The sequence below is a fragment of the Streptomyces sp. NPDC050418 genome, from assembly GCF_044458745.1.
In the GTDB taxonomy this organism is placed as follows: Bacteria; Actinomycetota; Actinomycetes; order Streptomycetales; family Streptomycetaceae; genus Streptomyces.
The window spans coordinates 484,750-508,531 of the sequence record NZ_JBITIG010000003.1 but is presented as its reverse complement, the minus strand read 5'-3'; the positions used below and the strand labels follow the sequence as shown (position 1 = coordinate 508,531).

20 protein-coding genes are annotated in these 23,782 nt (G+C 71.5%); 6 read left to right on the top strand and 14 right to left on the bottom strand.

Translation table 11 applies throughout. From position 1 onward, the window contains the following. Nucleotides 1-132 precede the first annotated feature (132 nt). The gene (locus ACIBI4_RS09775) at nucleotides 133-1,302 is read right to left on the bottom strand and encodes a cystathionine gamma-synthase (protein WP_399203123.1); all 1,170 of its coding nucleotides are present in this window, start codon (nucleotides 1,300-1,302) and stop codon (nucleotides 133-135) included. A gap of 152 nt (nucleotides 1,303-1,454) precedes the next feature. On the opposite strand from ACIBI4_RS09775, the gene ACIBI4_RS09770 reads away from it, so the two are divergent. The 3 genes from ACIBI4_RS09770 to msrA all read left to right on the top strand — a co-directional run bounded on the left by ACIBI4_RS09770 (nucleotide 1,455) and on the right by msrA (nucleotide 4,435). Then, on the top strand, nucleotides 1,455-2,447 hold the full coding sequence (locus tag ACIBI4_RS09770) for a BtrH N-terminal domain-containing protein (protein ID WP_399203122.1): 993 nt from the start codon (nucleotides 1,455-1,457) through the stop codon (nucleotides 2,445-2,447). A 104-nt stretch (nucleotides 2,448-2,551) separates the two neighbouring features. Then, nucleotides 2,552-3,670, top strand: coding sequence for a hypothetical protein (locus ACIBI4_RS09765; RefSeq protein WP_399203121.1), 1,119 nt, complete (start codon nucleotides 2,552-2,554; stop codon nucleotides 3,668-3,670). A 102-nt stretch (nucleotides 3,671-3,772) separates the two neighbouring features. Further along, nucleotides 3,773-4,435 (top strand): peptide-methionine (S)-S-oxide reductase MsrA, encoded by a 663-nt coding sequence (msrA, locus tag ACIBI4_RS09760; protein WP_399203120.1) that lies wholly within the window; start codon nucleotides 3,773-3,775, stop codon nucleotides 4,433-4,435. A gap of 9 nt (nucleotides 4,436-4,444) precedes the next feature. On the opposite strand, the gene ACIBI4_RS09755 is transcribed toward msrA, so the two are convergent. The 3 genes from ACIBI4_RS09755 to ACIBI4_RS09745 form a co-directional block, all read right to left on the bottom strand. Further along, nucleotides 4,445-5,002: a hypothetical protein gene (locus ACIBI4_RS09755; protein ID WP_399203119.1), complete on the bottom strand. Its 558-nt coding sequence runs from the start codon at nucleotides 5,000-5,002 to the stop codon at nucleotides 4,445-4,447. Nucleotides 5,003-5,158: 156 nt separating this feature from the next. After that, nucleotides 5,159-6,091 carry a ketopantoate reductase family protein gene (locus ACIBI4_RS09750; protein WP_399203118.1) on the bottom strand — a complete coding sequence of 311 codons (933 nt, stop codon included), beginning with the start codon at nucleotides 6,089-6,091 and terminating at the stop codon, nucleotides 5,159-5,161. 107 nt (nucleotides 6,092-6,198) lie between these two features. After that, nucleotides 6,199-7,242: an NAD(P)-dependent alcohol dehydrogenase gene (locus ACIBI4_RS09745; protein ID WP_399203117.1), complete on the bottom strand. Its 1,044-nt coding sequence runs from the start codon at nucleotides 7,240-7,242 to the stop codon at nucleotides 6,199-6,201. A 186-nt stretch (nucleotides 7,243-7,428) separates the two neighbouring features. Here ACIBI4_RS09745 and ACIBI4_RS09740 point away from each other — a divergent pair, with 186 nt between their 5' ends. Continuing rightward, nucleotides 7,429-8,346, top strand: coding sequence for a helix-turn-helix domain-containing protein (locus ACIBI4_RS09740; protein WP_399203116.1), 918 nt, complete (start codon nucleotides 7,429-7,431; stop codon nucleotides 8,344-8,346). 19 nt (nucleotides 8,347-8,365) lie between these two features. Here the strand turns inward: ACIBI4_RS09740 and ACIBI4_RS09735 are convergent, their stop codons facing one another. The 6 genes from ACIBI4_RS09735 to ACIBI4_RS09710 all read right to left on the bottom strand — a co-directional run bounded on the left by ACIBI4_RS09735 (nucleotide 8,366) and on the right by ACIBI4_RS09710 (nucleotide 17,118). Then, entirely contained in the window at nucleotides 8,366-9,148 is a 783-nt protein-coding gene (locus ACIBI4_RS09735) for a group II truncated hemoglobin (protein WP_399203115.1), read from the bottom strand. Between the two features lie 91 nt (nucleotides 9,149-9,239). Next, on the bottom strand, nucleotides 9,240-12,662 hold the full coding sequence (locus ACIBI4_RS09730) for a S8 family peptidase (protein ID WP_399203114.1): 3,423 nt from the start codon (nucleotides 12,660-12,662) through the stop codon (nucleotides 9,240-9,242). A 191-nt stretch (nucleotides 12,663-12,853) separates the two neighbouring features. Further along, a complete protein-coding gene (locus ACIBI4_RS09725; protein ID WP_399203113.1) occupies nucleotides 12,854-13,537 on the bottom strand; it encodes an ABC transporter ATP-binding protein in 684 nt (227 codons plus the stop codon). A 57-nt stretch (nucleotides 13,538-13,594) separates the two neighbouring features. Further along, nucleotides 13,595-15,064: an ABC transporter permease gene (locus ACIBI4_RS09720; protein WP_399203112.1), complete on the bottom strand. Its 1,470-nt coding sequence runs from the start codon at nucleotides 15,062-15,064 to the stop codon at nucleotides 13,595-13,597. A 165-nt stretch (nucleotides 15,065-15,229) separates the two neighbouring features. Continuing rightward, entirely contained in the window at nucleotides 15,230-16,483 is a 1,254-nt protein-coding gene (locus ACIBI4_RS09715) for an Ig-like domain-containing protein (RefSeq protein WP_399203111.1), read from the bottom strand. Nucleotides 16,484-16,710: 227 nt separating this feature from the next. After that, nucleotides 16,711-17,118 (bottom strand): hypothetical protein, encoded by a 408-nt coding sequence (locus ACIBI4_RS09710; RefSeq protein ID WP_399203110.1) that lies wholly within the window; start codon nucleotides 17,116-17,118, stop codon nucleotides 16,711-16,713. Nucleotides 17,119-17,224: 106 nt separating this feature from the next. On the opposite strand from ACIBI4_RS09710, the gene ACIBI4_RS09705 reads away from it, so the two are divergent. Further along, entirely contained in the window at nucleotides 17,225-17,542 is a 318-nt protein-coding gene (locus ACIBI4_RS09705; protein ID WP_399203109.1) for an LAETG motif-containing sortase-dependent surface protein, read from the top strand. A 41-nt stretch (nucleotides 17,543-17,583) separates the two neighbouring features. Here the strand turns inward: ACIBI4_RS09705 and ACIBI4_RS09700 are convergent, their stop codons facing one another. Then, a complete protein-coding gene (locus tag ACIBI4_RS09700) occupies nucleotides 17,584-18,411 on the bottom strand; it encodes an enoyl-CoA hydratase/isomerase family protein (RefSeq protein WP_399203107.1) in 828 nt (275 codons plus the stop codon). A gap of 169 nt (nucleotides 18,412-18,580) precedes the next feature. On the opposite strand from ACIBI4_RS09700, the gene hutH reads away from it, so the two are divergent. Beyond that, nucleotides 18,581-20,119, top strand: a complete 1,539-nt coding sequence (hutH, locus tag ACIBI4_RS09695) for a histidine ammonia-lyase (protein WP_399203245.1) — start codon at nucleotides 18,581-18,583, stop codon at nucleotides 20,117-20,119. A 102-nt stretch (nucleotides 20,120-20,221) separates the two neighbouring features. On the opposite strand, the gene ACIBI4_RS09690 is transcribed toward hutH, so the two are convergent. The 3 genes from ACIBI4_RS09690 to ACIBI4_RS09680 all read right to left on the bottom strand — a co-directional run bounded on the left by ACIBI4_RS09690 (nucleotide 20,222) and on the right by ACIBI4_RS09680 (nucleotide 23,681). After that, a complete protein-coding gene (locus ACIBI4_RS09690) occupies nucleotides 20,222-21,358 on the bottom strand; it encodes a diguanylate cyclase domain-containing protein (RefSeq protein ID WP_399203106.1) in 1,137 nt (378 codons plus the stop codon). Between the two features lie 108 nt (nucleotides 21,359-21,466). Beyond that, nucleotides 21,467-22,654 (bottom strand): adenylate/guanylate cyclase domain-containing protein, encoded by a 1,188-nt coding sequence (locus ACIBI4_RS09685; RefSeq protein ID WP_399203105.1) that lies wholly within the window; start codon nucleotides 22,652-22,654, stop codon nucleotides 21,467-21,469. 166 nt (nucleotides 22,655-22,820) lie between these two features. Beyond that, complete coding sequence (locus ACIBI4_RS09680; protein WP_399203104.1) at nucleotides 22,821-23,681, bottom strand: biotin--[acetyl-CoA-carboxylase] ligase; 861 nt, start codon at nucleotides 23,679-23,681, stop codon at nucleotides 22,821-22,823. Nucleotides 23,682-23,782 lie beyond the last annotated feature (101 nt).

The window sequence follows — 23,782 nt, the reverse complement described above, 5'->3', positions numbered from 1 at the left end:
GGGTCGCGGTGAGCCTGTACCTGCCGGGGTCGTGGTGCGCCTGTACCTGCCAGGGTCGCGGTGAGCCTGTACCTGCCCGGGTGGTGAGCGGCCGGTTTCCGTGGGTCCGCCCACCACCCGAAGCGTCGGAGATCAGCCGCCGAGCGCTTGGCGGAGGTCGGCGAGGAGGTCGTCGGCGGACTCGATGCCGACGGAGAGCCGGACCAGGTCGGCGGGGACCTCCAGGGGCGAGCCCGCGGCCGAGGCGTGCGTCATCCGGCCCGGGTGCTCGATCAGGGACTCGACGCCGCCGAGGGACTCACCCAGCGTGAACAGCTTCGCCGCATTGCAGACGTCGACCGCGGCCTGCTCGCCGCCCTCGACCCGGAACGAGACCATCCCGCCGAACGCCCGCATCTGCTTGACCGCGACCTCGTGCCCCGGGTGCTCGGGCAGCCCCGGGTACAGGACCTGCGTGACGCGGGGGTGGCGGCCGAGCATCTCGGCGACGCGCGTGGCGTTCTCGCTGTGCCGGTCCATGCGGACGGCGAGGGTCTTGATGCCGCGCAGCACCAGCCACGCGTCGAAGGGCCCGGCGACCGCGCCCATCGCGTTCTGGTGGTACGCCAACTCCTCGCCCAGGGCGGCGTCGTTGGTGATGAGCGCGCCGCCGACGACGTCCGAGTGCCCGCCCATGTACTTGGTGGTCGAGTGCACGACGACATCTGCGCCGAGGGCCAGCGGCTGCTGCAGGTAGGGGCTCGCGAAGGTGTTGTCGACGACGAGCTTCGCGCCCGCGGCCCGTGCGATGCCCGCGAGCGCGGCGATGTCGGTGATGCCGAGCAGCGGGTTCGAGGGCGTCTCGACCCAGATCGCCTTCGTACGGTCGGTGAGAGCCGCCCGTACCGCCTCGGGATCACTCGTGTCGGCGACGGAGAACTCCACGCCCCAGCGCGAGACGACCTTCGCGAAGAGGCGGAACGTGCCGCCGTACGCGTCGTTGGGGATCACCACGTGGTCGCCGGGGGCGAGCAGGGTGCGCAGGAGGCAGTCCTCGGCGGCCAGGCCCGAGGCGAAGGCGAGCCCGCGGGTGCCGCCTTCGAGGGCGGCGAGGTTCTCCTCCAGGGCGGTACGGGTCGGATTCGCGCTGCGGCTGTACTCGTAGCCGCCGCGCAGACCGCCCACGCCGTCCTGCTTGTACGTGGAGACCTGGTAGATCGGGGGGACGACCGCGCCCGTCAGCGGATCGGCGGTGTTCCCCGCGTGGATGGCGAGGGTCTCGAAACTCCGGGCCCCGGTGGGGGTGTTGTGCTCGTCGCTCATGAGGCCGAGGGTAGCCCTGCGGTGGGGGTTGGGGGGTACCTGTGCGGGCGGACGGGGTGGCGGGCCCGCCCGTGGGCGGATCCGTGGGCGCAGGCGGCGCGGATCCGCGCGCGGAGGTGCTCCGTGCGGACGAGGCGTGCGAGGCTCGGCGCATGGTGATCCTGAGCGGCATCGACACCCGGGGCGGGGAGCACTGCGAGACCACGGCGCTCGGTGTGCTGCTGCGGCACGCGGGGCTCGACCTGTCCGAGCCCATGCTCCTCGGGCTCGGCTCCGGGCTGTCGTTCGTCTACTGGGACGCGAAGTACCTCGACTTCCCGTTCCTCGGCGGCCGGGTCAAGCCCTTCGAGCTGACCCGCAACCTCGCCTCCGCGCTCGGCCTCGCGCTCGACGTCCGCGAGACGTCATCGGCGCGCAAGGCCTGGGCGAACGCGGCCTCGGAGCTCGATGCGGGGCGGCCGGTCGGGCTGCAGCTCGACAGTTGTCACCTGCCGTACTTCACCTCGAAGGTGCACTTCGGCGGGCACGTCGTCGCGCTCTACGGATACGACGACGCGCGGGCCTACCTCGTCGACACCGCGCAACAGGGCGGGGCGGTCACGGCGCCGCTTTCCGCGCTCGCCGAGGCGCGGACCGCGAAGGGGCCGATGACGGCGCGGGCGCGGTCGTTCACCGTGGAGGTGCCCGCGGATCTCTCCGTACGCGACCCTCTCTTCGTACGCGACCGTCTCGCCCCGGCGATCACCGCGTGCGCCGCCGCCTTCCTCGACCCGCCCATCGCCAACCTCGGCCACCGCGGCATCGACAAGGCCGCCAAGCTCGTCCCCGGCTGGCTCGCCCGCGCGGCCGACCCGGCCCGCGACCTGCCGCAGGCCGCCGCGCTGATGGAACGCGCGGGCACGGGCGGGGCGCTCTTCCGCGCCCTCTACCGCGACTTCCTCACCGAGGCCGCCGAGCTTCTCGACGACGCGGACCTCCGTGCGGGGCGCGACCTGTACGCGACGGCCGCGGAGCTGTGGACGGAGGTGGCGGGACTGATCGCGAAGGCGGAGGAGGGTGCGCTGCGGGAGGCCGGCCTGCGGCTCGCGGAAGTGGCGCGTGTGGAGCGGGAGGCGATGGGGCGGCTCGTGCTGCTGCGGGGGTGAGACGGCCGTCGTGAGGGCCCGGGCCCGGCCCGTCTCCAGCCGCTGTGGACCGCTCCCGAACCCACCCTCCCCGTTCCGCCACGCGATCTGGAACCCTTGTACCCATGGAAATCCTCTGGGTCCTGATCGCCCTGCTCATGCTGGGCGCCGCCCTCGCCCCCTTCCTGCGCCGCGCCAGGGGCGGAATCCGGCTGACGTCGCCCGGCGCGCCCGACGCCGCCGACCCGGCGAACTACGGCTTCACGCTCCAGGAAGAACTGGACATCCGGATGCCGGGCCCGGACCACGACCTGCTCGACGTCCTGAACGTCGTCCAGGGCACCCAGAGCTGGAAGGCCGCCTCCCAGCTGCTCGCCGGCACCCCCGCCGAGGGCGAGCTGCGGTGGCAGCGCGTGCAGGCCTTCGCCGGCGCGGCCGCCCTGGAGCTGGCCCGCCACCCCGGCGGTGTGAGCGAGTCGCCCGGCGGGCAGTGGCTGCGGGTCTGGCGGGCGGAGGCGCCCAAGGACGCGGGCGGGGCCGCCGTGCACGCCGAGTTCCTGGTCCAGCAGGCCTTCCGTACCGCCGTACCCGGCACCGACGAGCACCGCATCATCCTGGAGGAGGCGAAGACCGCCGCCGCCGAGGCCGCGCTGCTCGCCCCCGGTGACCCCGTCCCGTACATCACCGAGCTCGCCGTCGCGCGCGCCCTCGGCTACCCGCGGGCCGACTTCGACCAGCTGTGGCTGAAGATCCTCGACCGGGCGCCGCAGCACATGGGTGCGCATCTCGCGGCGCTGCACTACTGGACCGAGAAATGGCACGGCTCGCGCGAGCAGTCGTACGAGTTCGCGGAGGCCGCGGCCGCCCGCGCCCCCCAGGGCTCGCTGCTCTCCGCCCTCCCGCTCTTCGCGGTCTACGACCATCTGCCGGAGGTCCAGACGGTGCGCAGCTTCTGGGAGAGCGAGGTCGTGCGGCACGCGATCGAGGGCGCCCAGTTCGCCGTCCACTCGGCACGGCCCGACGACCCGATGGCCGCGCACGTCCGGCACCTGCTGGTCTTCTTCCTCGTACGGAGTGAGCGCTGGGGCGAGGCGATGCAGCAGCTCGTCGCGGTGGACGGGCATGTGGGCGCCCTGCCCTGGACCGAGTCCCAGGACCCGGCCGCGGCGTACGCGGTGTTCCGCGCGCTGGCCGTCGCCGGCTACGAGGCGAACGGCGGCAACCCGGCGACGCTGCCGCACTGAGCGCCCTCTCGTGGCCGCGGAATCGTTCCGCGGAATCCTGCCGCGGCCACGAACGTTGACCGGACACGACCCCGCCCCGGCCCTCGGAAAGGAAACCCCTCCATGATCTTCGGGCGCATCCCCCAGCTCCCCACCGCGGACGAGGCCCTGCGCGGCCGCCCGGAGCCTTCGTACACGGTCCCCGACCGGCACACGGTCCTCGGCAACCCGCTGCTCGGCCCGTACCCGGAGGGCCTCGAAGTCGCCGACTTCGCGATGGGCTGTTTCTGGGGCGCGGAACGCAAGTTCTGGCAGACCCCCGGAGTCTGGACGACCCTGGTCGGCTACCAGGGCGGCCACACCCCGCACCCCACGTACGACGAGGTCTGCTCGGGCCTCACGGGCCACACGGAGGTGGTCCGCGTGGTCTTCGACCCGTCCGTGACGCCTTACGAAACCGTCCTCAAGACCTTCTGGGAAAACCACAACCCCACCCAGGGCTTCCGCCAGGGCAACGACGTGGGCACCCAGTACCGCTCGGCCATCCACACCCACTCCCCGTCCCAGGCCACGGCAGCCGAGGCCTCCCGCGAGGCGTACCAGAAGGTCCTGACGTCGTCGGGCTACGGCGACATCACGACGGAGATCCTCCCGGCGGAAGGGCGGCCGTTCTTCGTGGCAGAGGGGTACCACCAGCAGTACCTCGACAAGAATCCGGCGGGGTACTGCGGGATCGGCGGGACGGGAGTGTCCTGCCCGATCGGGGTTGCGAAGGCTGACGGGTGAGTGTGGGGTTCAGCCCCGGCCCTCGTGGTCCGCACGGCCCGTGACCAGCAGGGTCAGGCCCGCTGCCCCTCCGATCGCCCAGACCGCGAGCATCGCGTGCAAGGAGCCGAGGGCGAGGGAGAGGTAGAAGGCGGCCGCGGCTGCGGTGGCCAGTGTGGCCGCGGTGCGCTGGAGCGTGGCGCCTGCCTGCCACTCGCGGCGCAGGGGGCCGTCGGGGCGCCACATCATCCACATGCCGAACGCGCCGATACCGAACATGAACATGAGCATCGGGGCGGGGAGGTAGGGCATGCGGTACGCGCCCCCCACGCCTTCGAGGAGATCCTTTACGGCGTTGATGAGGATGAAGGGGGCGATGAGGCAGAAGGCTCCGGCCAGGAGGCGGAGGAAGCCGACGCCCCCTGTGAAGCGTGACCTTCTGCCGAAGTACGTGGATCGCTGGGACATGGCGTGGAAGCGGGTCGCCGAGCCTCGGAAGTTCGTGGCGATGATCAGGCCGAAGCTCAGCGCGCCCAGGCTCCACACGAGGGAGAAGAGGGCGGCTGAGCTGCTGCTCGGTTCGGTCATCGTCGGTCTCCCGCCCGCTCCGTTGGTTCCTGCCGGTCAGCGGGCAGGGTAGGGCGCGGCGGAGGCGGGCGGACATGCCGGGTCCCGGCAGTGTTCACCGGGTGGGGTTGCCGATCCCCATTACGTTCAGCCCCATGACGTTCCGCCCCTTCACGTTCAGCCCCGCTCCCCCATCCGCCCTTCATGCACCCGCAGATGAAGCGTCGCCAGGTCGAGGAGCGGTGTCGCGACGCCCAGCTCCCGTGCCCGCGCGGTGAGATCGCCGAGCAGGTGTTCCGCCTCCGTGGCGCGGCCTTCCACCAGGTCGCGGTAGAGGGACGGGACCAGGGGCGAGCCGGGGGTGGTGACCACGGTGGTCGTGGTGGCGAGGTCCGGCTCGGGGACCGGGTGGCCGGATGCCGAGGCCACGGCCGCGGCCTCGGCGAGGAGCGCCGGGCCGAGGTGGTCGCCGCCGGGGACGGCGACGACCTCGCCGACCGTTCCGCGGCCCAGGCAGGTCAGCGCGCCGATCGTCACGATGAACGCCCACTTCGACCACATCGCTTCCAGCACGTCGGCGGAGGCGATGGCGTCGATACCGGGGACGGAGAGGGTGTCGTGGAGGGCGGTGACGCGGTCGGAGAGGCCGCCGGACGGTTCGCCGAAGGTGAGTTCCGAGACGGGCGCCATGCGCTGGATGTCGCCCTCGGGCGTCAGCTTCGTGACGACCTTGACGGTGCCGCCGAGCACCGCGTCCGTCCCGAACTCGGCGGCGAGCCGGTCGAGATGGGCGAGTCCGTTGAGGAACGGCACGATCATCGTCGTGGGGCCGACGGCGGGGCGGAGCGTCTTGACCGTCTCGTCGAGGGTCGTCGCCTTCACGGCGAGGATGATGACGTCGTACGGCTCCGACAGGTCCTCGGCGACGACGAGTTGCGGCGTCAGCGGCGCCCAGTCCTCCGTGCCCTTGCCCGTGATGCGCAGCCCGCGGGTGCGCAGCGTCTCCGCGCGGCCGGGGCGGACGAGGAAGGTGACGTCGCGGCCCGCGCGCGCGAGCAGGGCACCGAAGTACCCGCCCGTGGCGCCGGCTCCGACTACCAGGATCTTCATGGGGTTTCCCTCACTGCTGTCGAGTTCCGCGTCCCCGTACGGGGTTCGCGTTCCGCACCGAGTCAATCACCCGGTCCGTACCCGCCCAAGAGGGAGAAGGGACTTGATCAGATCGTGGACGCGTCGATGACGAAGCGGTAGCGGACGTCGGAGGCGAGGACCCGCTCGTACGCCTCGTTGATCTGCTCGGCGGAGATCACCTCGATCTCGGCGCCGAAGCCGTGCGAGGCGCAGAAGTCCAGCATCTCCTGGGTCTCGGCGATGCCGCCGATCATCGAGCCGGCGAGGGTCTTGCGGCCGCCGATGACCGAGAAGAGGTTGAGCGAGACGGGCTCCTCGGGGGCGCCGACGTTGGCCAAGACGCCGTCGACCTTCAGGAGCGACAGGTACTGGTCGAGCGGGAGCGGCGCCGAGACCGTGGAGACGATCAGGTCGAAGGTGCCGGCCAGTTCCTCGAAGGTCGCCGGGTCGCTGGTGGCGTAGTAGTGGTCGGCGCCCAGGCGCTCGCCGTCGGCCTTCTTGCGCAGGGACTGCGACAGGACGGTCACCTCGGCACCGAGCGCGTGGGCGATCTTGACGCCCATGTGGCCGAGACCGCCGAGGCCGACGATGGCTACCTTCTTGCCGGGGCCCGCGTTCCAGTGCTTGAGCGGCGAGTAGAGGGTGATGCCGGCACACAGGAGCGGCGCGGCCACGTCGAGGGAGATGCCCTCGGGGATACGGACCGCGTAGTTCTCGTCGACGACGAGGTGCGTGGAGTAGCCGCCGTAGGTGGGCTCGCCGTTCTTGTCGAGGGCGTTGTACGTGCCGGTCATGCCCTGCGTGCAGTACTGCTCCAGACCCTGCAGGCAGTACTCGCACTCGCGGCAGGAGTCGACGAAGCAGCCGACGCCGACGCGGTCGCCGGCCTTGTACTTGGTGACCTCGGGGCCGACCTCGGCGACGATGCCGGCGATCTCGTGGCCGGGGACCATCGGGAAGATGCCCTCGCCCCAGCCGTCGCGGGCCTGGTGGATGTCGGAGTGGCAGATGCCGGAGAACTTGATGTCGATCAGGATGTCGTGCGCCCCCACGGTGCGGCGCTCGATGGTGGTGCGCTCCAGCGGTGCGCTGGCGGCGGGGGCGGCGTACGCGGCGACGGTGGTGCTCATGCTCGGGGGTTCCCCTCGTGGGTGCGTCGGTCCGGGCCGGGACCCGGCCCGTGCAATGTCTTCGGGTCGCTCACGAGCCTGCCTGAGCCGCAGCGTGCTACCCAGCCCTCTGGTGTGCCTACGTCCCGCGTTCCTACTACTGGCAGGGTCAGGATCGCCTCGTATGCCGGAGTGATACTGGGAAGCATGAGCAGCCAGGAACCCACACCCGCCGAGACCCCGCTGGACCGGCGGGCGGAGCTGAGCGAGTTCCTGCGGACGCGGCGGGCCCGCCTCAAGCCCGCCGACGTGGGGCTGCCGGACTACGGGCACCGGCGCAGGGTGCCGGGGCTGCGGCGCGAGGAGCTGTCGCAGCTCGCGGGGGTCTCCGTCGCGTATTACACGCGCCTGGAGCAGGGCAACGGCGCGAACGTGTCGACGGAGATCCTGGAGGCGATCTCGCGGGCGCTGCGGCTGAACGACGCGGAGCACGCGCATCTGCTGCATCTCACGCAGCCGAAGCAGCACAAGAAGAAGCGCCGCACGGGCGCGCGTCAGCAGGTGCGGCCCGCGCTGCAGCAGCTGATCGACGCGATGGAGGCGGTGCCCGCGTATGTCGTGGGCCGGCGCACCGACATCCTGGCGTGGAACCGCGCGGCCGCCGCGCTCTTCGGGGACTTCGCGTCGTGGCAGCGCGAGGACCGCAACTGGGCCCGGATGATCTTCCTCAATCCGCAGGTCAGGGCGTTGTTCCGGGTCAATTGGGAGCAGAAGGCGAGCGATGTCGTGAGCTATCTGCGGATGGACGCGGGCTGCCACCCGGACGATCCGGAGCTGTCGGCGCTGGTCGGGCAGCTGTCCGTGAAGAGCGAGGACTTCCGCAGGATCTGGGCCGCCCATGACGTACGCGAGAAGGGCCACGGCACGAAGATCCTGCAGCATCCGCTGGTCGGCGAGCTGACCCTGTCGTACGAGACGCTGAACCTCGCGGACGACGCGGAGCAGTGCCTGTCCACGTACCACGCGGAGCCCGGCTCACCGTCGGCCGAGGCGCTGCGGCTCCTGATGAGCTGGGGCACGGACGCGGCCGCGGAGCGCACCCCGCAGCCGGAGGACCGGGCCTGAGCGGGCCGGACCCCGGGGGTCAGGGCTGGTAGGGACCGCCCGGCTCGCCCCAGCCCCAGTGCGGCATGGGCTCGTGGGGAGGCGTGGAGTCGGCGGGTACGTCGTTGGAGTAGTGGAGCGCCATCCGCGTGCCCCACTCCACGTACGCGACGAACGCCGAGCGGAACTCGGGGTCCGTGGGCAGTCCGACCTCGTCGGCGGCGTCGAGGAGCAGGTTCACCCAGCGCCTGCGCTGCGGTTCGGTGATGCGTTTGCCGAGGTGTTTGGCGGCCATGCCGGCGTGCCCGCCGAGGCGTTCGCCGTAGGTGGCCGGGCCGCCGAAGACCTCGGCGATCCACAGCGCGACATGCTCCGCGTGCTCGTGCGGCAGGTCGCGGAAGAGCTCGCCGAGCAGGTCGTCCTCGACGACGCGGGCGTAGAACGCCTCGGTGAGCCGCTCGAAGGCCTTCGCTCCCCCGGCCCACGCGTAGAGCGACGGTACGGCCGCGCCGCGGCCCGCCACCCCGGTCGGGGCGTAGTGCCGCATCTCGGTGATCTGCTCGACGTACGGCCTGATCTCGGCGAAGAACGCGCGGAACTCCGCGGAGGCGCGGAAGGTCTCCAGGTGGTCGCGGGTGGAGGTCCAGGTGATCCGCAGGATGAAGCTCCCGGGCTCCTCCTCGCAGCGCCTCAGCTCGTAGTCGACGCACTGCTCGGATGCGGCGAGTGACTCGGCGGCGCGGGTGTACGCGGCGATGAAGGCGTCGGCGTCGTCGGCGGGCAGGGAGTAGCGGATGTATTCGACCGTCCGGTTGCTGCTCATGCCCCGGACGCTACGTCACGACAGCGGCCCGCAGGAACCTCTCCGGTTCCTGCGGGCCGCGTCAACTCGCGTCAGGCGCAAGCCAGTTGGGCTACTTGCCGTAGTAGGCGTCGTAGACCGACATGGCCGTGGTGTTGCCCTTCCTGTCGCCGAGCTTCGCGTGGAAGGAGACGGACTTGCCCTTGGCCGGGTGCTTGAACGCGACCTTGCCCTTGGTGACGGTCAGCTTCTTCCAGGTCTTGCCGTTGTCGTAACTGACGTACACCTTCAGATACTTGAGGTTCTTCCCGGCAGCCGCGCCCTGCACCGTCACCGGCATCGTCGTCTTCTTGCCCGCGGGCGCCGTGGCGTCCAGGGCGAGCGCCGGCGAGAAGCGGACGACGGAGACGGGCAGCTTGGCCTGCGTGACCTTCTTCGACTTGAAGGTGAAGGTCGCGTTGACCTTGCTGGTGGTCCGGGCGACGGTCAGATCCCGCTTCGCCGAGGTGGTGAGCTTGTACGAGGCCTCGCCCGAGGGGACCTTGAAGCTGCCCTCGCCGGGGTAGCCGTCCTGACTCGGGTAGCCGTTGAGCGGGTTGTCGTTCTCGCCGAGCTTGGCGCCGTTGCGGTAGAGCACCGTCTTCACCGAGGAGAAGGGGGCGCCACCGGTGTGGTTCTTGCCGTCGCCGAGCAGCGGCAGGGAGCCGAAGATCTCGTTGCCCTGCCGGTAGACGCCGAGACCGGAGTTGAGCTTCGGCCCGAACACCGCGTTGTTGAAGGTCTTCTCGTACGTCTTGCCGCCGGCGTACGTCTGCGCGGCGCCCAGCGTGTAGGACGCCTCCTCGACCGGCCAGCCCTGCTCGTCGACCCGGCCGCCGAACTGGTCGAAGTCCAGGCGCCAGCGCACCTTGTCGGCGACGGACACGTACAGCGTGCGGGTGCCGGGCAGGTCCGTCATCGCGCCGAGCGCCGAGGAGCCGGAGCTGCCCGGCAGCGTCCCGTACGCGTAGACACGGCCCTGCTTGCCGGGGACGGACGCCCCCATGCCGACCTTGAGGCGGGCCAGGTCGCCCTTCTTGACGGTCTTGGTCCAGCCCGTCGCGAGCTTGGTGACCTTCTTGCCGTAGACCACCGAGTACTGCGTGCTCGCGCCCTTGAGGAAGTGCCCGTCCCAGCGCTGCGAGAGCGCGCCGTCGGCGACCTCGGGGCCCAGGTGCAGCGTGCGGAAGTTCTGGTAGCCGTCGAGGAACCAGCCGAAGGAGTACGAGGTGTGGTCGGTGTCGTAGGACCAGTCGGGCGAGGCGAACTCGGCGCGTGCGGAGGCCTCCGGCATGGTCAGCTTCACCGGCTTGGTCGCGCGTGCGTCCAGGGTGATCGTGGTGTTCTTCGTGACCGAGAGCTTCGGCTGGGCGATCCAGTCGGCGCCCTTCGTGAAGTCCGCCGGGTCGGTCATGATGGCGGCGTTCAGCAGGTAACCGCCCTTGGGGACGCGGAGCTCGACCGTCGCCGGACCCTCGTCGTCGGCGTCGAAGCTGCGCTGCGCGGCGAGGCCGCTGATGCCCTCCAGGTCGGAGTCGAAGGCCGTCGCGGGCTGCCCGTCGCGGCCGATGTGCTTCAGCGTGACGTCGTAGGACTCCACCTCGCGCTGCACCGCCGCCGCCGTGCGCACGCTCTGCCCGCCACCGGTCGCGGTGACGTACGCGGAGTACGAACCGTCGAGCGTGCCGCCCAGCTTGGTGTCGACCGTGACGTCCACCGCGGCCGAACCGCCCGCGGGCACCGTCACCTCGGCCGCGCCGAGCGCGAAGAAGCCGGCGGGAGCGGCCTGGCCCTTGGGGTCGAGGCCCTTCACCGACAGGTCGAGGGTGACGTCCTCGTCGCCCGTGTTCCTGTACGTGAGCTTCTTGGTGAGCAGCGGGTCGTCGGTGTGCGGCCACTGGGCCAGGCCGAACGACAGCGACACCGGGTCGGCGTACACCGTCTGCGTCAGCGCCTTGTCGGCCTGGATCCGGCCCGCGCCCTGCTCGAACGGGGTGTACGCGCCGCCCTTGGCGGAGGCCACGAGGACGCTCTTGAGCTCGGCGTACGTCCAGTCCGGGTGCTGCTGCTTGAGCAGGGCCGCGGCGCCCGCGGCGTGCGGGGTCGCCATCGACGTACCGGAGATCGTGAGGTAGCCGGGCGCCGGGTGCGGGACGCCGTTCTCCAGGTCGATCAGGCTGCCCTTCGCGGCGGCCGCGGTGATGTCCACGCCGGGCGCGGTCACATCGGGCTTGATGCCGCCGTCGCCGACGCGCGGGCCGGTGCTGGAGAAGTCGGCGAGCTTGTCGCTCTTGTCGACGGCGCCGACGGCCAGCGCGGTCTCGGCGCTGCTCGGCGAACCGAGGGTCTCCGGACCGTCGTTGCCGGAGGCGATGGCGAACAGGACGCCGTTCTCGCGCGAGTGCCGGTCCACGGCCGCCTCGAGCGGGTCGGTGCCCGGGCTGTCGGGGCCGCCGAGGCTGAGGTTGACCACGTCGGCGCCCTCGGCGACGGCCCAGTCGATGCCGGCGACGATCGCGGAGTCCTCGCCGTAGCCCTGGTCGTTGAGCACCTTGCCGTTGAGCAGGCCGGCACCCGGGGCGACGCCCTTGTACTTTCCGGCGGAGGCCGCGCCCGTACCGGCCGCGATCGACGCGACGTGCGTGCCGTGGCCGTACTTGTCGTCGGTGGCGTCCGGGTCGACCGGTCCCGGCTCGGTCTCGCCGTCCGCGGGCGGCGGCGGCGAGAAGTTCCGCGCGCCGACGATCCGGTCCTTCAGGTCGGCGTGGTCGGCGCGGATGCCCGTGTCGAGCACGGCGATCTTCACGCCCGTGCCGTCGTAGCCCGCGGCCCACGCCTTGTCGGCGCCGATCTGCGCCACGCTCCTGTCGAGGCTCGCCTTGCGGACCCCGTCGAGCCAGACCTTGCCGACGCCGGCGGCGGTCGTACGGGCGCCGCTCCTCTGCTCGTTGGTGAGCGCCTCCCACAGCTCGGTCGTGTCATGGCGCGGGGTGCTCACGGCCTCGGCGTTCAGGGTCTTCAGGGTCCTGCGGACCTTGGTGTCGCCGGCGTCCCGTACATCGGACTTGGCGGCGGCCGCGGCGCCCTTGTAGCCGACGATCAGCCGCAGGCCGTCCTTGTGGACCTTGCGGTTCTCCGCCTTCGCGAGGACCGTCAGGTCGAACAGGCGCTGGTCCAGCCTGCCTTCGGCGATCAGGCGGCGGGCGTCGAAGGGCACCACGAAGGTGTGCCCGTTCGCCCGCTTCACCGAGACGGGAATCTTCGCGCGGCCCTCGGCCCGCTCGTAGCCGACCGGCTCGCCCTTCGCATCGACGACCACGCGGTCGCCGGTGATCAGCTGAATACGCTGCACGGGCCCGGACTCGGCGGCCGGAGCCCCGGCTCCGGCCACCGCCGGCTTCGCTGCCGCGGCCGGGCCGGTCATGCCCGCCGCCAGCGCGACGGCGGCCGCCACGGCGACCGTCGTTATACCGGCTCTCTTCGTCTGTCTGCGCACGTCTCCCCCTGGAGCTCAGCGGGCTGCTGCGCCGCGATCGGCGCGCCCTGAACCAGGGGTCGCAAGGTCCCCACCATGCTCAACGTGCTCTGCTCCCCCCGGAGATACGGAGTATGCCGGGGGGAGATGTGCAGCTCAAGGGTGTCAGGAAGGTGACGGCCGGTTTACGACGGTGGGGCTCGCCCACCGTTTCAGGCCTGAGCCTGCTCCTTGACCGTGAGCCGCCCCTTCCTGATCGTCGCGAGGCGCGGGGCGCGGCGGGCGATGGCGCTGTCGTGCGTGACCATCACGAAGGTCAGACCGTGCTCCTTCCAGAGCCCTTCGAGCAGCTCCATGATCTCGTCGCGCATCGACTCGTCGAGGTTGCCGGTGGGTTCGTCGGCGAGCAGCACCTTCGGGTGCTTGACCAGCGCACGGGCGATCGCCACGCGTTGCTGCTGGCCGCCGGACATCTCGCCGGGCAGATGCCCGCGCCGCTCGCCGAGCCCCACGGACTCCAGGGCCTCGGCGGCCCGTTCGCGGCGGTCGCGCGCCTTGAGCCGGAGCGGGACGAGGGCTGTCTCGACGTTCTCCTGCGCGGTGAGGGTCGGGATGAGGTTGAAGGACTGGAAGACGAAGCCGATGTTCTCGCTGCGCACCCGCGTCAGCCGGGCCTCGGGCAGCGCCGCGAGGTCGGTGCCGTCGAGCTCGACCTGCCCGGACGTGGGCCGGTCGAGACCGCCGAGCATCTGCAGGAGCGTGGACTTGCCGCCGCCGGTGGGGCCCTGGATGACGAGCCGGCCGCCGTCCTCGATGGTCAGGTCGACGCCGTCGAGCGCCTGCACGGTCGCTTTGCCGCGGCGGTAGGTCTTGGTGACGCCTCTGAGGTGGTACATGGTGGATGACTCCTGGAACGGTCGTCAGGGGTACGGGAGTTGGGGGCCCGCGAGGGTCTACTCGACGCGGCGCAGCGCGTCCGCCGGGCGCAGCCGTGCGGCGCGCCAGCCGCCGAAGGTGCCCGCGATCAGACCGCCGCCGATGGCGAGACCGGCCGCGAGGGCGATCGTCGCGAGGCTGACGGGGGCGCCGAGCGCGATGTCGAGGGTGCGCTGACCGGCCTCCTGCACGGGGCCGCCCGCGCCGCCGGGCCCGGCCACGCGCAGCCCGCCGCCTGCGCTGCCGCCCGGTCCGCCGCCCATGAGGCCGCCGCCGAGTTCCGCGGTCAGGGTCGGCGAGATCGCGGTCACGGCGTACGCGCCCGCGAGCCCGACGCCGATGCCGAGCACTCCGCCGATCAGCCCGTTGACCAGCGCCTCGCCGACGACCTGGCGGGTGACGCGGCCCGACTTCCAGCCGAGCGCCTTGAGCGTGCCGAACTCGCGGACGCGCCGGCTGACCGCGGAGGACGTGAGCAGGCCCGCCACCAGGAAGGCCGCCGCGAGGACCACGTACGAGAGCCACTTGCCGACGTTCGAGGCGAGGTCGGCCGCGGTGTCCAGGGAGCCCGAGACGGTCTCGGCGAGGTCCTCGGAGGTGGTGACCGTGGTGTCCGGGACGTTGTCCTGGATCGCGTCCTTGACCGCCGCGATCTCCTGCGAGTCCGCGGCCTTCACATACACTGTGGTGATCTTGCCCTTGGCGTCGGCGAGCGTCTGCGCCTGCTTCAGGGGGATGTAGACGTTGGCGGCGGCCTGGCCCTTGTCGGCGGTCGCGATGCCGACGATCTCGAACTTCTCGCCCTTGACGGTGACCTTGTCCCCGGTCGCCAGGTCCTCCTTCTTCGCGTATGCGGAGTCGACCACGGCGACCTTCGCGTCGGTCTCGGACTCCTTGAACGTACGGCCCTTCGTCAGCGTCGACGAGGTCAGCGGGCCGAGGTCCGGCTCGGTGACGTCCGTGCCGAAGACGGTGAAGGAGTTGACGCCGAAGTCGGCGCCGCCGCCCCGGACTTCACCGGAGCCGCCCTTGCCGCCCTGCTGTCCTGGCTGCGCGGGCTGGGCCGGCTGCATCTGGCCGGGCTTGAAGTCGCCGCTGATGGAGATGCTGGTGAGGCTGAGCCCGCCGACCGCGTCCGCGACGCCGTCCTGCCCGGCGACGGTGTCCACGGTCGAGGACTTGAGCGTCTCGAAGCCCTGCACCATCAGCTGGTCGTTGGACTGCTCACCGCCGTCGCTCGCGTCGAACTTGAACCGCGGCCGCTTGACGGCCCCGCCCTCCTCGGGCTCCTCCTGGGCCTTGGTGACGGTCATGTCCGTACCGAGCCCGTAGAGCGATTCGAGGACCTCGCCCTGCGCCTGCTTCATGCCCGCGGAGACGGAGTTGACGACGATGACCAGTGCGATGCCGAGCGCGAGCCCGGAGGCGACGACGAGCGCCGCCTTTCTGCGACGGCGCAGCTCACGCCGCAAGTAGGTGAAGAACATGCGGCTGAAGGTAGAAACGGTGTGTGACGGCGGGATAAGGGCCGCGTGAGAGCGCGATGAGAACGCCGACACCGCTCGAACGCCGGGCCCGGTACGGGAAGTGGCCCGCACCTCGCGTACGAGGTACGGGCCACCGGGGGATCCCGAGGGGGTCTTTGTGCCGGGTCAGGCCTGGGAGCCGGCCGTCCACTCGGACCAGCTCATGTTCCAGCCGTTGAGCCCGTTGTCCGGGGCGATCGTCTTGTCGCCCGTGTTCTGGACGACGACCACGTCACCGATCATCGAGTTGTCGTAGAACCAGGCACCCGGGGTGCCCTTGTCGTTCGCGCCCTTGGCGTCGGCGAGACCCACGCAGCCGTGGCTGGTGTTGGCCGAGCCGAAGATGCCCTTGCCCCAGTAGTTGCCGTGGATGAAGGTGCCGGAGGTCGACAGACGCATCGCGTGCGGCACGTCCTTGATGTCGTACTCGCCCTTGCCGTCGTCGTCCGTGAAGCCGACGCTCGCACCGTTCATCCGGGTCTCCTTGAACTTCTCGGAGATCACCATCTGGCCCTCGTACGTCTTGTTCTCGGGCGAACCTGCGGAGATCGGGATGGTCTTGATGACCTTGCCGTCACGGGTGACGGTCATCTGCTTGGTCTTGGCGTCGACCGTGGAGACCTGCGAGCGGCCGATCTTGAACGTGACCGACTTCTGCTGGACGCCGAAGACACCGGAGGAGCCCTCGACCCCGTCGAGCTTCAGGTCGAGCGTGACGGTGGAGCCGGCCTTCCAGTAGTCCTCGGGCCGGAAGTCGATCCGCGTCGAGTTGAACCAGTGGCCGACGACCTCCTGGCCGCTGCTGCTGGTGACGGTGATGCCCTTCTGGACATCCGCCTTGTTCTCGATCGCCTTGTCGAAGTTGATCGAGACCGGCATGCCGACGCCGACCGTGGAGCCGTCCTCCGGCGTGAAGTTGCCGATGAAGCTGTTGGTCGGGGCGACGGTGGTGAACGTGGCGTTCTCGTGCGCCTCGCGGCCCTCGGAGTCCTTCGCGGTGACGCTGACCTTGTACGTGGTCGCGCGCTCCAACTGGGCGTCGGGCTTCCAGGACTTCTTGTCCGAGGAGATCGAACCGGCGACCGCGGTGCCCTCGGAGGTCGTCATCGTGACCTCGGTGAGGCTGCCGTCCTTGACGGTGACCTGACCGGCGTTGTTGATCGACGCGTTCTTCTTGCCGTTCTTCGGCGTGACGGATATTCGGGCGGCCGAGGTGTCCTTCGCAGCTGCCTCGTCCGTCTTCTCCTGCTTGGAGTCCTTGCCCTTCGCGCCGTCGTCCCCGCTGCTGCAGGCCGAGAGCACGAGCACGCCGCCGAGCAGGGCGGACACGGCCACAAGACCCTTGCGCCGCTTGCTGTCCGTCTTCACACGCTTCTCCATCGTTGCCGAATCCCCGGAAGTCCCTGTATGTCCCCGTTTATCCCCGGACGGAGTCAAACTCCGCACACCCTTACAACACGCGTACCAGTTCGTCCGGTTCCATCTCGGGAGCCGATGTGGTCCAGGACACGTACGCAGCCGTTCCAACAGGCAGGACACGGACGACGGAACCCCGGCCAACGGTCCGACAGGTCCGCTGAGCCGGGGTTCCGATTCATCCCCAGAGCCTACGCCCCGATCGGTGTCGCTCCGTACGCCTGCGTGTGATTCTCATCGCGTTCGGACGGTTCGTCTGATTCGTACTCTTCGTCTGCTTCTTCGAAGTCGTCCGCCGCGTCCTCGTCCCAGTCGGGGTCGTCGGGATCGTGGTCCACGGCCTCGCTGCTCCAGGAGGCCTGGTGCAGCTCGATGCCCGGCACCTCCGCGACCAGGTCGAACGGGTCCACCAGATAGGCCAGGGCCTCGGCCGACTCCTCGCGCACGGCGGACTCGGCGTGGGTGCGCTCCTCGTCCGGCATATAGGCGTCCTCGCCGATGCGGTCGAGTGCGGCGCCGGTCAGGGTGCCTTCGTCGGTGACCTCGAGGACGAGTTCCACCCGTAGGCGTACGAAACGGGATGTCTCAGCGGTGTTCATGCACGGAGAGTAAGTCGAAAGCCGCCCTCCACTTTCGCGCGACCCGCTGGGTTCACTACCATCGCGGCACACGGCCAAACCACCGGCACCACAAGGGGATCACTCCGTGTCATCCGCACGCCGTTCGCTGCTCACCGCCACCGCCGCAGGTTCCCTGCTCGGCGCCCTGTGGTTCGTCCCCTCGGCATCCGCCGGCGGGGAGCAGAAGGAACAGGTGGTAGCGGACTCCTCCGCCGCCGACCGGCCGCAGGCCGGAGGGAGTTCGGCGCAGTCCGCCGCCGCCGAGCCCGCCACGGCCGACGGGACGCGTCTCGCGGAGACGGGGTCCACGGACACGACCCCGTACATCGCGGGCGGGCTCACCTTCCTGATCTCCGGCGTGGGGATCATCGCGCTCAGCCGGCGCCGCGTCGTCGGCGTCTGAGCCGTCGGGCTGCCCGGATCCGCGATCACGGAGCGTGAGCACTACTCACCCGGCCACTGCGGCGCACGCTTCTCGTTGAACGCCGCGACGCCTTCCGCCCGGTCGCCGGAGAAGGCGACCGAACGCCAGGCCGCGTCCTCCACTTCGAGGCCCGCGCGCAGATCGAGCCCGTGCCCCAGCCGCAGCGCGCGCTTGGCGGCGCGCAGTCCGACGGGCGAGTTGGCGGCGATACGGGCCGCGAGCGCGAGCGCCTCCGCACGGTCCTGCCCTGCTTCGGCGAGCTGGTCCACGAGCCCCGACTCCCGTGCCTCGGCCGCCTCCAGGCGCCGCGCCGAGAAGATCAGCTCGGCCGCGCGGGCGGCACCGACGCGGCGCGGAAGCAGCTGCGTACCGCCGCCGCCGGGGATGACGCCGACGGAGACCTCGGGAAGACCGACCACGGCGGTGGTGTCGGCGACGATCAGGTCGCAGGACAGGGCGAGTTCGAAGCCGCCGCCGAGGGCGAAGCCGTGCACGGCGGCGATCGTCGGCATCGGCAGCTCCAGGACTCCGGTGTACGCGGCCCGGGCGACCGGGCGCTGGCGCAGCAGATCGGCGTCGGTGAAGGAGTTGCGCTCCTTGAGGTCCGCGCCCACGCAGAAGGCCCGCTCGTGCGACGACGTGAGCACGACGACGCGCGCGTCGCGGTCGGCGGCCAGGGCGGCGCAGGCCTCGCCGATCGAGGCGGCCATCGCGCTCGACACCGCGTTCATGGCCTTGGGCCGGTCGAGTACGAACTCGGCGACATGGCCGTGGCGGCGTACGGCCACGAACTCGCCGTAGCGCTCCTCCGGCACTGCTGCCTCTTCCGCCGGGGACGTCGGGGACATGGGGACCTCCGGGTCGCGCGTTAACGTACGTTCACGGTCATCGGCATCATGGCAGGCCGCGGGCGTACACGGAACCTCTCCTCGACCCCGCCTCCGCCGCTGTAATGGGTGCTCCCGGAATCCACCCGTGACAGAAGGCGATTCAGTCCGTAGGGTGCTGAATATGACTATGCACACCGTGGTGCTCGGGACCACCGGCACGTCCCCTGCCGACGTCATCGCCGTGGCGCGTGAGAACGCGCGCGTCGAGCTCTCCGCCGAGGCCGTCACCGCCCTCGCGAAGGCCCGCGAGATCGTGGACGCGCTCGCCGCGAAGCCCGAGCCGGTCTACGGCGTCTCGACCGGCTTCGGCGCGCTCGCCTCGCGCCACATCAGCCAGGAACTGCGCGCACAGCTCCAGCGCAACATCGTCCGCTCGCACGCCGCCGGCATGGGCCCGCACGTGGAGCGCGAGGTCGTGCGCGCGCTGATGTTCCTGCGTCTGAAGACCGTCTGTTCCGGCCACACGGGCGTACGGCCCGAGGTCGCGCAGACCATGGCGGACCTGCTGAACGCCGGCATCACCCCGGTCGTGCACGAGTACGGCTCCCTCGGCTGCTCCGGCGACCTCGCGCCCCTGTCGCACTGCGCGCTCGCGCTGATGGGCGAGGGCGACGCGTACGGCCCCGACGGCGAGATCCGGCCGGCCGGCGAGCTGCTCGCCGCGCACGGCATCACGCCCGTCGAGCTGCGCGAGAAGGAGGGCCTGGCCCTCCTCAACGGCACCGACGGCATGCTCGGCATGCTGCTCATGGCCATCGACGACCTCCAGAAGCTCTACAAGAGCGCCGACATCACGGCCGCGCTCTCCCTGGAGGCGCTGCTCGGCACGGACAAGGTGCTCGCGCCCGAGCTGCACGCGATCCGTCCGCACCCGGGCCAGGGTGCCGCGGCCGCCAACATGCTGGCCGTCCTGGAGGGTTCGGGCCTCACCGGCCACCACCAGGACGACGCCCCACGCGTCCAGGACGCGTACTCCGTGCGTTGCGCCCCGCAGGTCGCGGGCGCGGGCCGCGACACCCTCGCGCACGCCGCGCTCGTCGCCTCGCGCGAGCTGGCCTCCGCGGTGGACAACCCGGTCGTGCTGCCCGACGGCCGCGTCGAGTCCAACGGCAACTTCCACGGTGCGCCGGTCGCGTACGTCCTCGACTTCCTCGCCATCGCGGCGGCGGACCTGGCGTCGATCACCGAGCGCCGCACGGACCGCCTCCTCGACAAGAACCGCTCGCACGGCCTGCCGCCGTTCCTCGCGGACGACGCGGGTGTGGACTCGGGCCTGATGATCGCCCAGTACACGCAGGCGGCGCTGGTCAGCGACATGAAGCGGCTCGCGGTCCCCGCGTCGGCGGACTCGATCCCGTCCTCCGCGATGCAGGAGGACCACGTCTCGATGGGCTGGTCGGCGGCGCGCAAGCTCCGTACGGCCGTCGGCAGCCTCGCGCGGGTGATCGCGATCGAGCTGTACGCGTCGACGCGCGCGATCGAACTGCGCACCGGCCTGACCCCGGCGCCGGCGTCCTCGGCGGCCATCGCGGCGGCCCGGGCGGCGGGCGTGGCGGGCCCCGGCCCCGACCGCTTCCTCTCGCCGGACCTGGCGGCGGCGGAGACGTTCGTACGGGACGGGGAGCTGCTGGCCGCGGTGGAGAAGGTGACGGGGCCGCTGGCGTAATCCGCTCACCCAGCTGTGGGCAGTCGTGCCGCAGGGCGGCACGGGTGGGCACAGCGGCACCCGCCGGAGGCGCCCTGCATGGGCCCCCGGCGGGGCTGGGTGTTACCGCCGAAACCGCCGCCGCTCCCCAGGCCTCTTCCGCTCTGGAGCGTCGGCAAGGCGGACCACCGGATCGTCCGGCCCCTCCCGCCCCGCCACCACCGGCTTCGTCGAGCGTGCCGCCTTCGCCCGGTACTGGGCCGCGTCCGCGAGGCGGAACAGGCGGCGGGCCGAGCGGACCGGGCCGATGGGGTCGCCCGTCGAGGCCACCCCGCACGCGACGCCCTCGCCGAGGTCCAAGTCCAGGGCCCGTACGCAGAGTTCGTCCGCGACCCGTACCACCTCGTCGGCCGGAGGACCCACCGACACCAGGCAGAACTCGTCCCCGCCGAGCCGCGCCGCGAGCGCACCCGGCAGCATCGCCCCGCACAGCGAGAGCACCGAGCCGAAGCGCTCAAGAAGACGGTCGCCGGTCGCATGGCCGTGGGTGTCGTTGACGCGCTTGAGGCCGTTGAGGTCACAGACGACGAGCGAGACCACCGTGCCGTCACGGCGGTGGGCCTCCACGGCCTCGTCGAGCCGGGCGTCCACCGCACGCCGGTTGGCGAGCCCGGTGAGCGCGTCGGTGAACGCGAGCCGCCGCGCCTCCTCCAGGCGCTCGGTCTGGGCGAGCCCGGCCGCGATCACCGCCGCGAGCACCGTCGCGAAGTCCGCGTCGCCGCGGTCGAACACCGGGGCCTGCGCGGGCCGCGCCACGTACAGCTCGCCCCAGGCCCGTCCGTGCAGCACGATCGGTGCGACGACACAGCAGCCGCGCCCGCGCCGCCGCAGGGCCGCGACCCTCTGGTGGCAGTACCCGGCCGCGCCGCCCGCGGGCCCGTCCGCGGTCTCCACCCACGCGTTGGGCTCGCCGCCACCGGCCCAGCGCTCATGCAGAAACTCGGTGATCTCCGGAAACTGATGCACGGGATACGTCTCGTTGTCCGGGAACTCCTCTTCCCCCGCGGTCCGTTCCCCGGCATTGACAAGCACCTTCAGCCGCCCGCGCTCCCGCTCCCACACGGACAGCGCGGCGAAGCTCCCCCCGAGCGCGCGCTGGGCCCCGTGCGCCGCGGCCAGCCAGGACTCACGCGGACTGTGCGCGGCGGCCATCGCCTGCGCAACCCGCACAACTCCGGCCAAACGGTCGTCTTCTGCCATCTGCCCAGAATCAGCCCGGCCGGCGTCCGAGGCCATCCGAACGAAGTCCGGCTGTGACACTTTGCGGCTCCGCCGAGTGGGGGGTCCGAGGGCGAGGCCCCCGAAGGCTCACCCCCTCCGGGTGAGCAACCACGGCTCGACGATCCCGAGCCCTCGCACCGACCGCTGCCACATCGGCTGCAGCGCGAACCGGTACGCCGGCGGTGTCTCCCCGGCGGCCAGCGCCTTCTCCGCCTCCGTGGCCGCCTCCGCCTCGGACTCCGGCGCCTCACCGGCCCGCTGCAGCTCCTGCGCGAACGCCCCGTCCACCAGGACGGCGTCCTTCGGGGCTATCGAGGTGAGGCGCGAGGCGAGGTTCACCGTCGTGCCGAACACATCGCCCATCCGGGTCGTCACGGTGCCGAAGGCGATCCCGACCCGCAGCTCCGGCATCGTCTCGTCACCCGCCATCGTCTCGATGAGCCGCAGCGCGATCTCGGAGGCCGTGCCCGCGTCGTCCGCGGCGAAGAGCACCTCGTCGCCGAGCGTCTTGATGAGCCGCCCGCCGTTCGCCGCCACGAGGTCGGCGGAGGTGGTCTCGAACGCCTCGACCAGCTCGCCGAGTTCCTCCTCCTCCATACGGCGCGTCAGACGCGTGAAGCCGACGAGGTCCGCGAAGCCGACGGCAAGGCGCCGGTCCACCATCTCCTCGTCGTCCGCGGCCTGCACGACCCGGCCCGTCGCCGCGGCGAGCTGCCGCCGCCACACGTAGACGAGGAACTCCTCCAGCTCGGGCAGGAGCAGCTCCATCAGGGGATACGTGACCTCGGTGCGGGTCATGCCCGGCTCGGGCGGCTCGGTGAGGCCCGCCAGGAACGAGTCGATCTGCCATTCGGCGAGGCGCGCGGTGGTCTGCCCCGTGGAGCGCGCGACCTGCACGGCCATCGCCTCGCTGAGCAGCCCCGCCTCGACGAGACCGGCGAGGCGGCGCAGCGCGAGCACATCCGCCTCGGTGAGGGCCTTCGCCTGGCCGATGTCCGCGAAGCCCATCGCGCGCCAGAACCGCGAGGCGAGCTCCATCGAGACGCCCGCGGTGCGCGCCGCCTGGAACGGTGTGTAGCGCCGCTCTGCCCCGAGGATCAGCCCTTCGAGCCGCAGCGCGAGCGGGTCGGTCTCGGGCTCGGCCCCGGCGGGCGGCTGCGCGGCGTGGTCGACGGGCCGGGGGCCCGGCTCCTCGTCGGGGCCGTCGGCGTGGCCGTCCGCGTGCGCGGTCGCGGAGCCGGAACCGGTACCGGCGCCCGAGTCATCGACGGTCACTGCCTGCTGCCCTGCCCTTCAGCACTCGCTGCCGTTGCCGCACCACTGCGCCACATGATCTGTCACAGCCCCATAACGACGGACGAACGGGCTCAACGATACGGCAGGTGTGGGCTGGCTCACGTCGGTACGGAAGTCCTCGGTTCGACCCGTCACCCGGGCCGTCCTACGACTCGGCCCGCAGATGCACCACATCCCCGGCCCCGACGGCCTCGCGCCCGCCGCCTTCCGCGGCGACGACCAGCCGTCCGTCGCCGTCCAGGGCGACCGCCTCGCCGACCAGGACGCGGTCGCCGGGCAGTTCGGCACGGACCCGGCGGCCGAGCGTGGCGCAGCCGGCGGCGTACGCCTCCTGCACCCCGGAGGCGGCGGGGTCGCCGGCCGCGTCACGCCACCGCACGTACCACTGCTCCAGCGAGCGCAGGACGGCGCGCAGCAGCGGGTCGCGGTCGTGCAGGACGGCGCCCGCGAGGGCGAGGGATCCGGCCGTCGGCACGGGCAGCTCCTCGGCCTTCAGGCTGACGTTGATGCCCATGCCGAGCACGACGAAGTCCTCGCCCGCGCGCTCGGCGAGGATGCCGCCGGCCTTGCGCTCCTCGCCGCCGACCGCGACGAGCAGGTCGTTGGGCCACTTCAGTGCCGTGTCGATGCCCGCCGTACGCGAGATGGCGGAGGCGGCGGCGACCCCGGCGAGCAGCGGCAGCCAGCCGAGCCGCTCCACGGGAACGTCCGCGGGCCTGAGGAGGACGGAGACGAACAGGCCCGAACGCGCGGGTGCGCTCCAGGTGCGGTCGAGGCGGCCGCGGCCGGAGGTCTGCTCCTCGGCGACGAGGACGGCGCCCTCGTCCGCCTTGCCCGCGGCGGCGAGCGCCGCCAGGTCGGAGTTGGTGGAGCCGGTGGCCTGCACGACCTCCACCTCGCGGAACAGTCCGCCGTCGCGGACCAGGGCCTGGCGCAGTGCCGCGGCGTTCAGCGGCGGCCTCTCCAGGTCGGACCAGGGGTTCGCAGGAGGGTTTTCGCTCGTCATGCAAGACAGACTAGGTGTGGGGAACACCGCACTGCCGGTACCGGCCCGCGCCGATACGCTACGCATCAGTAGCCAAGCGTTCTCATACGAGCAGCCAGGGA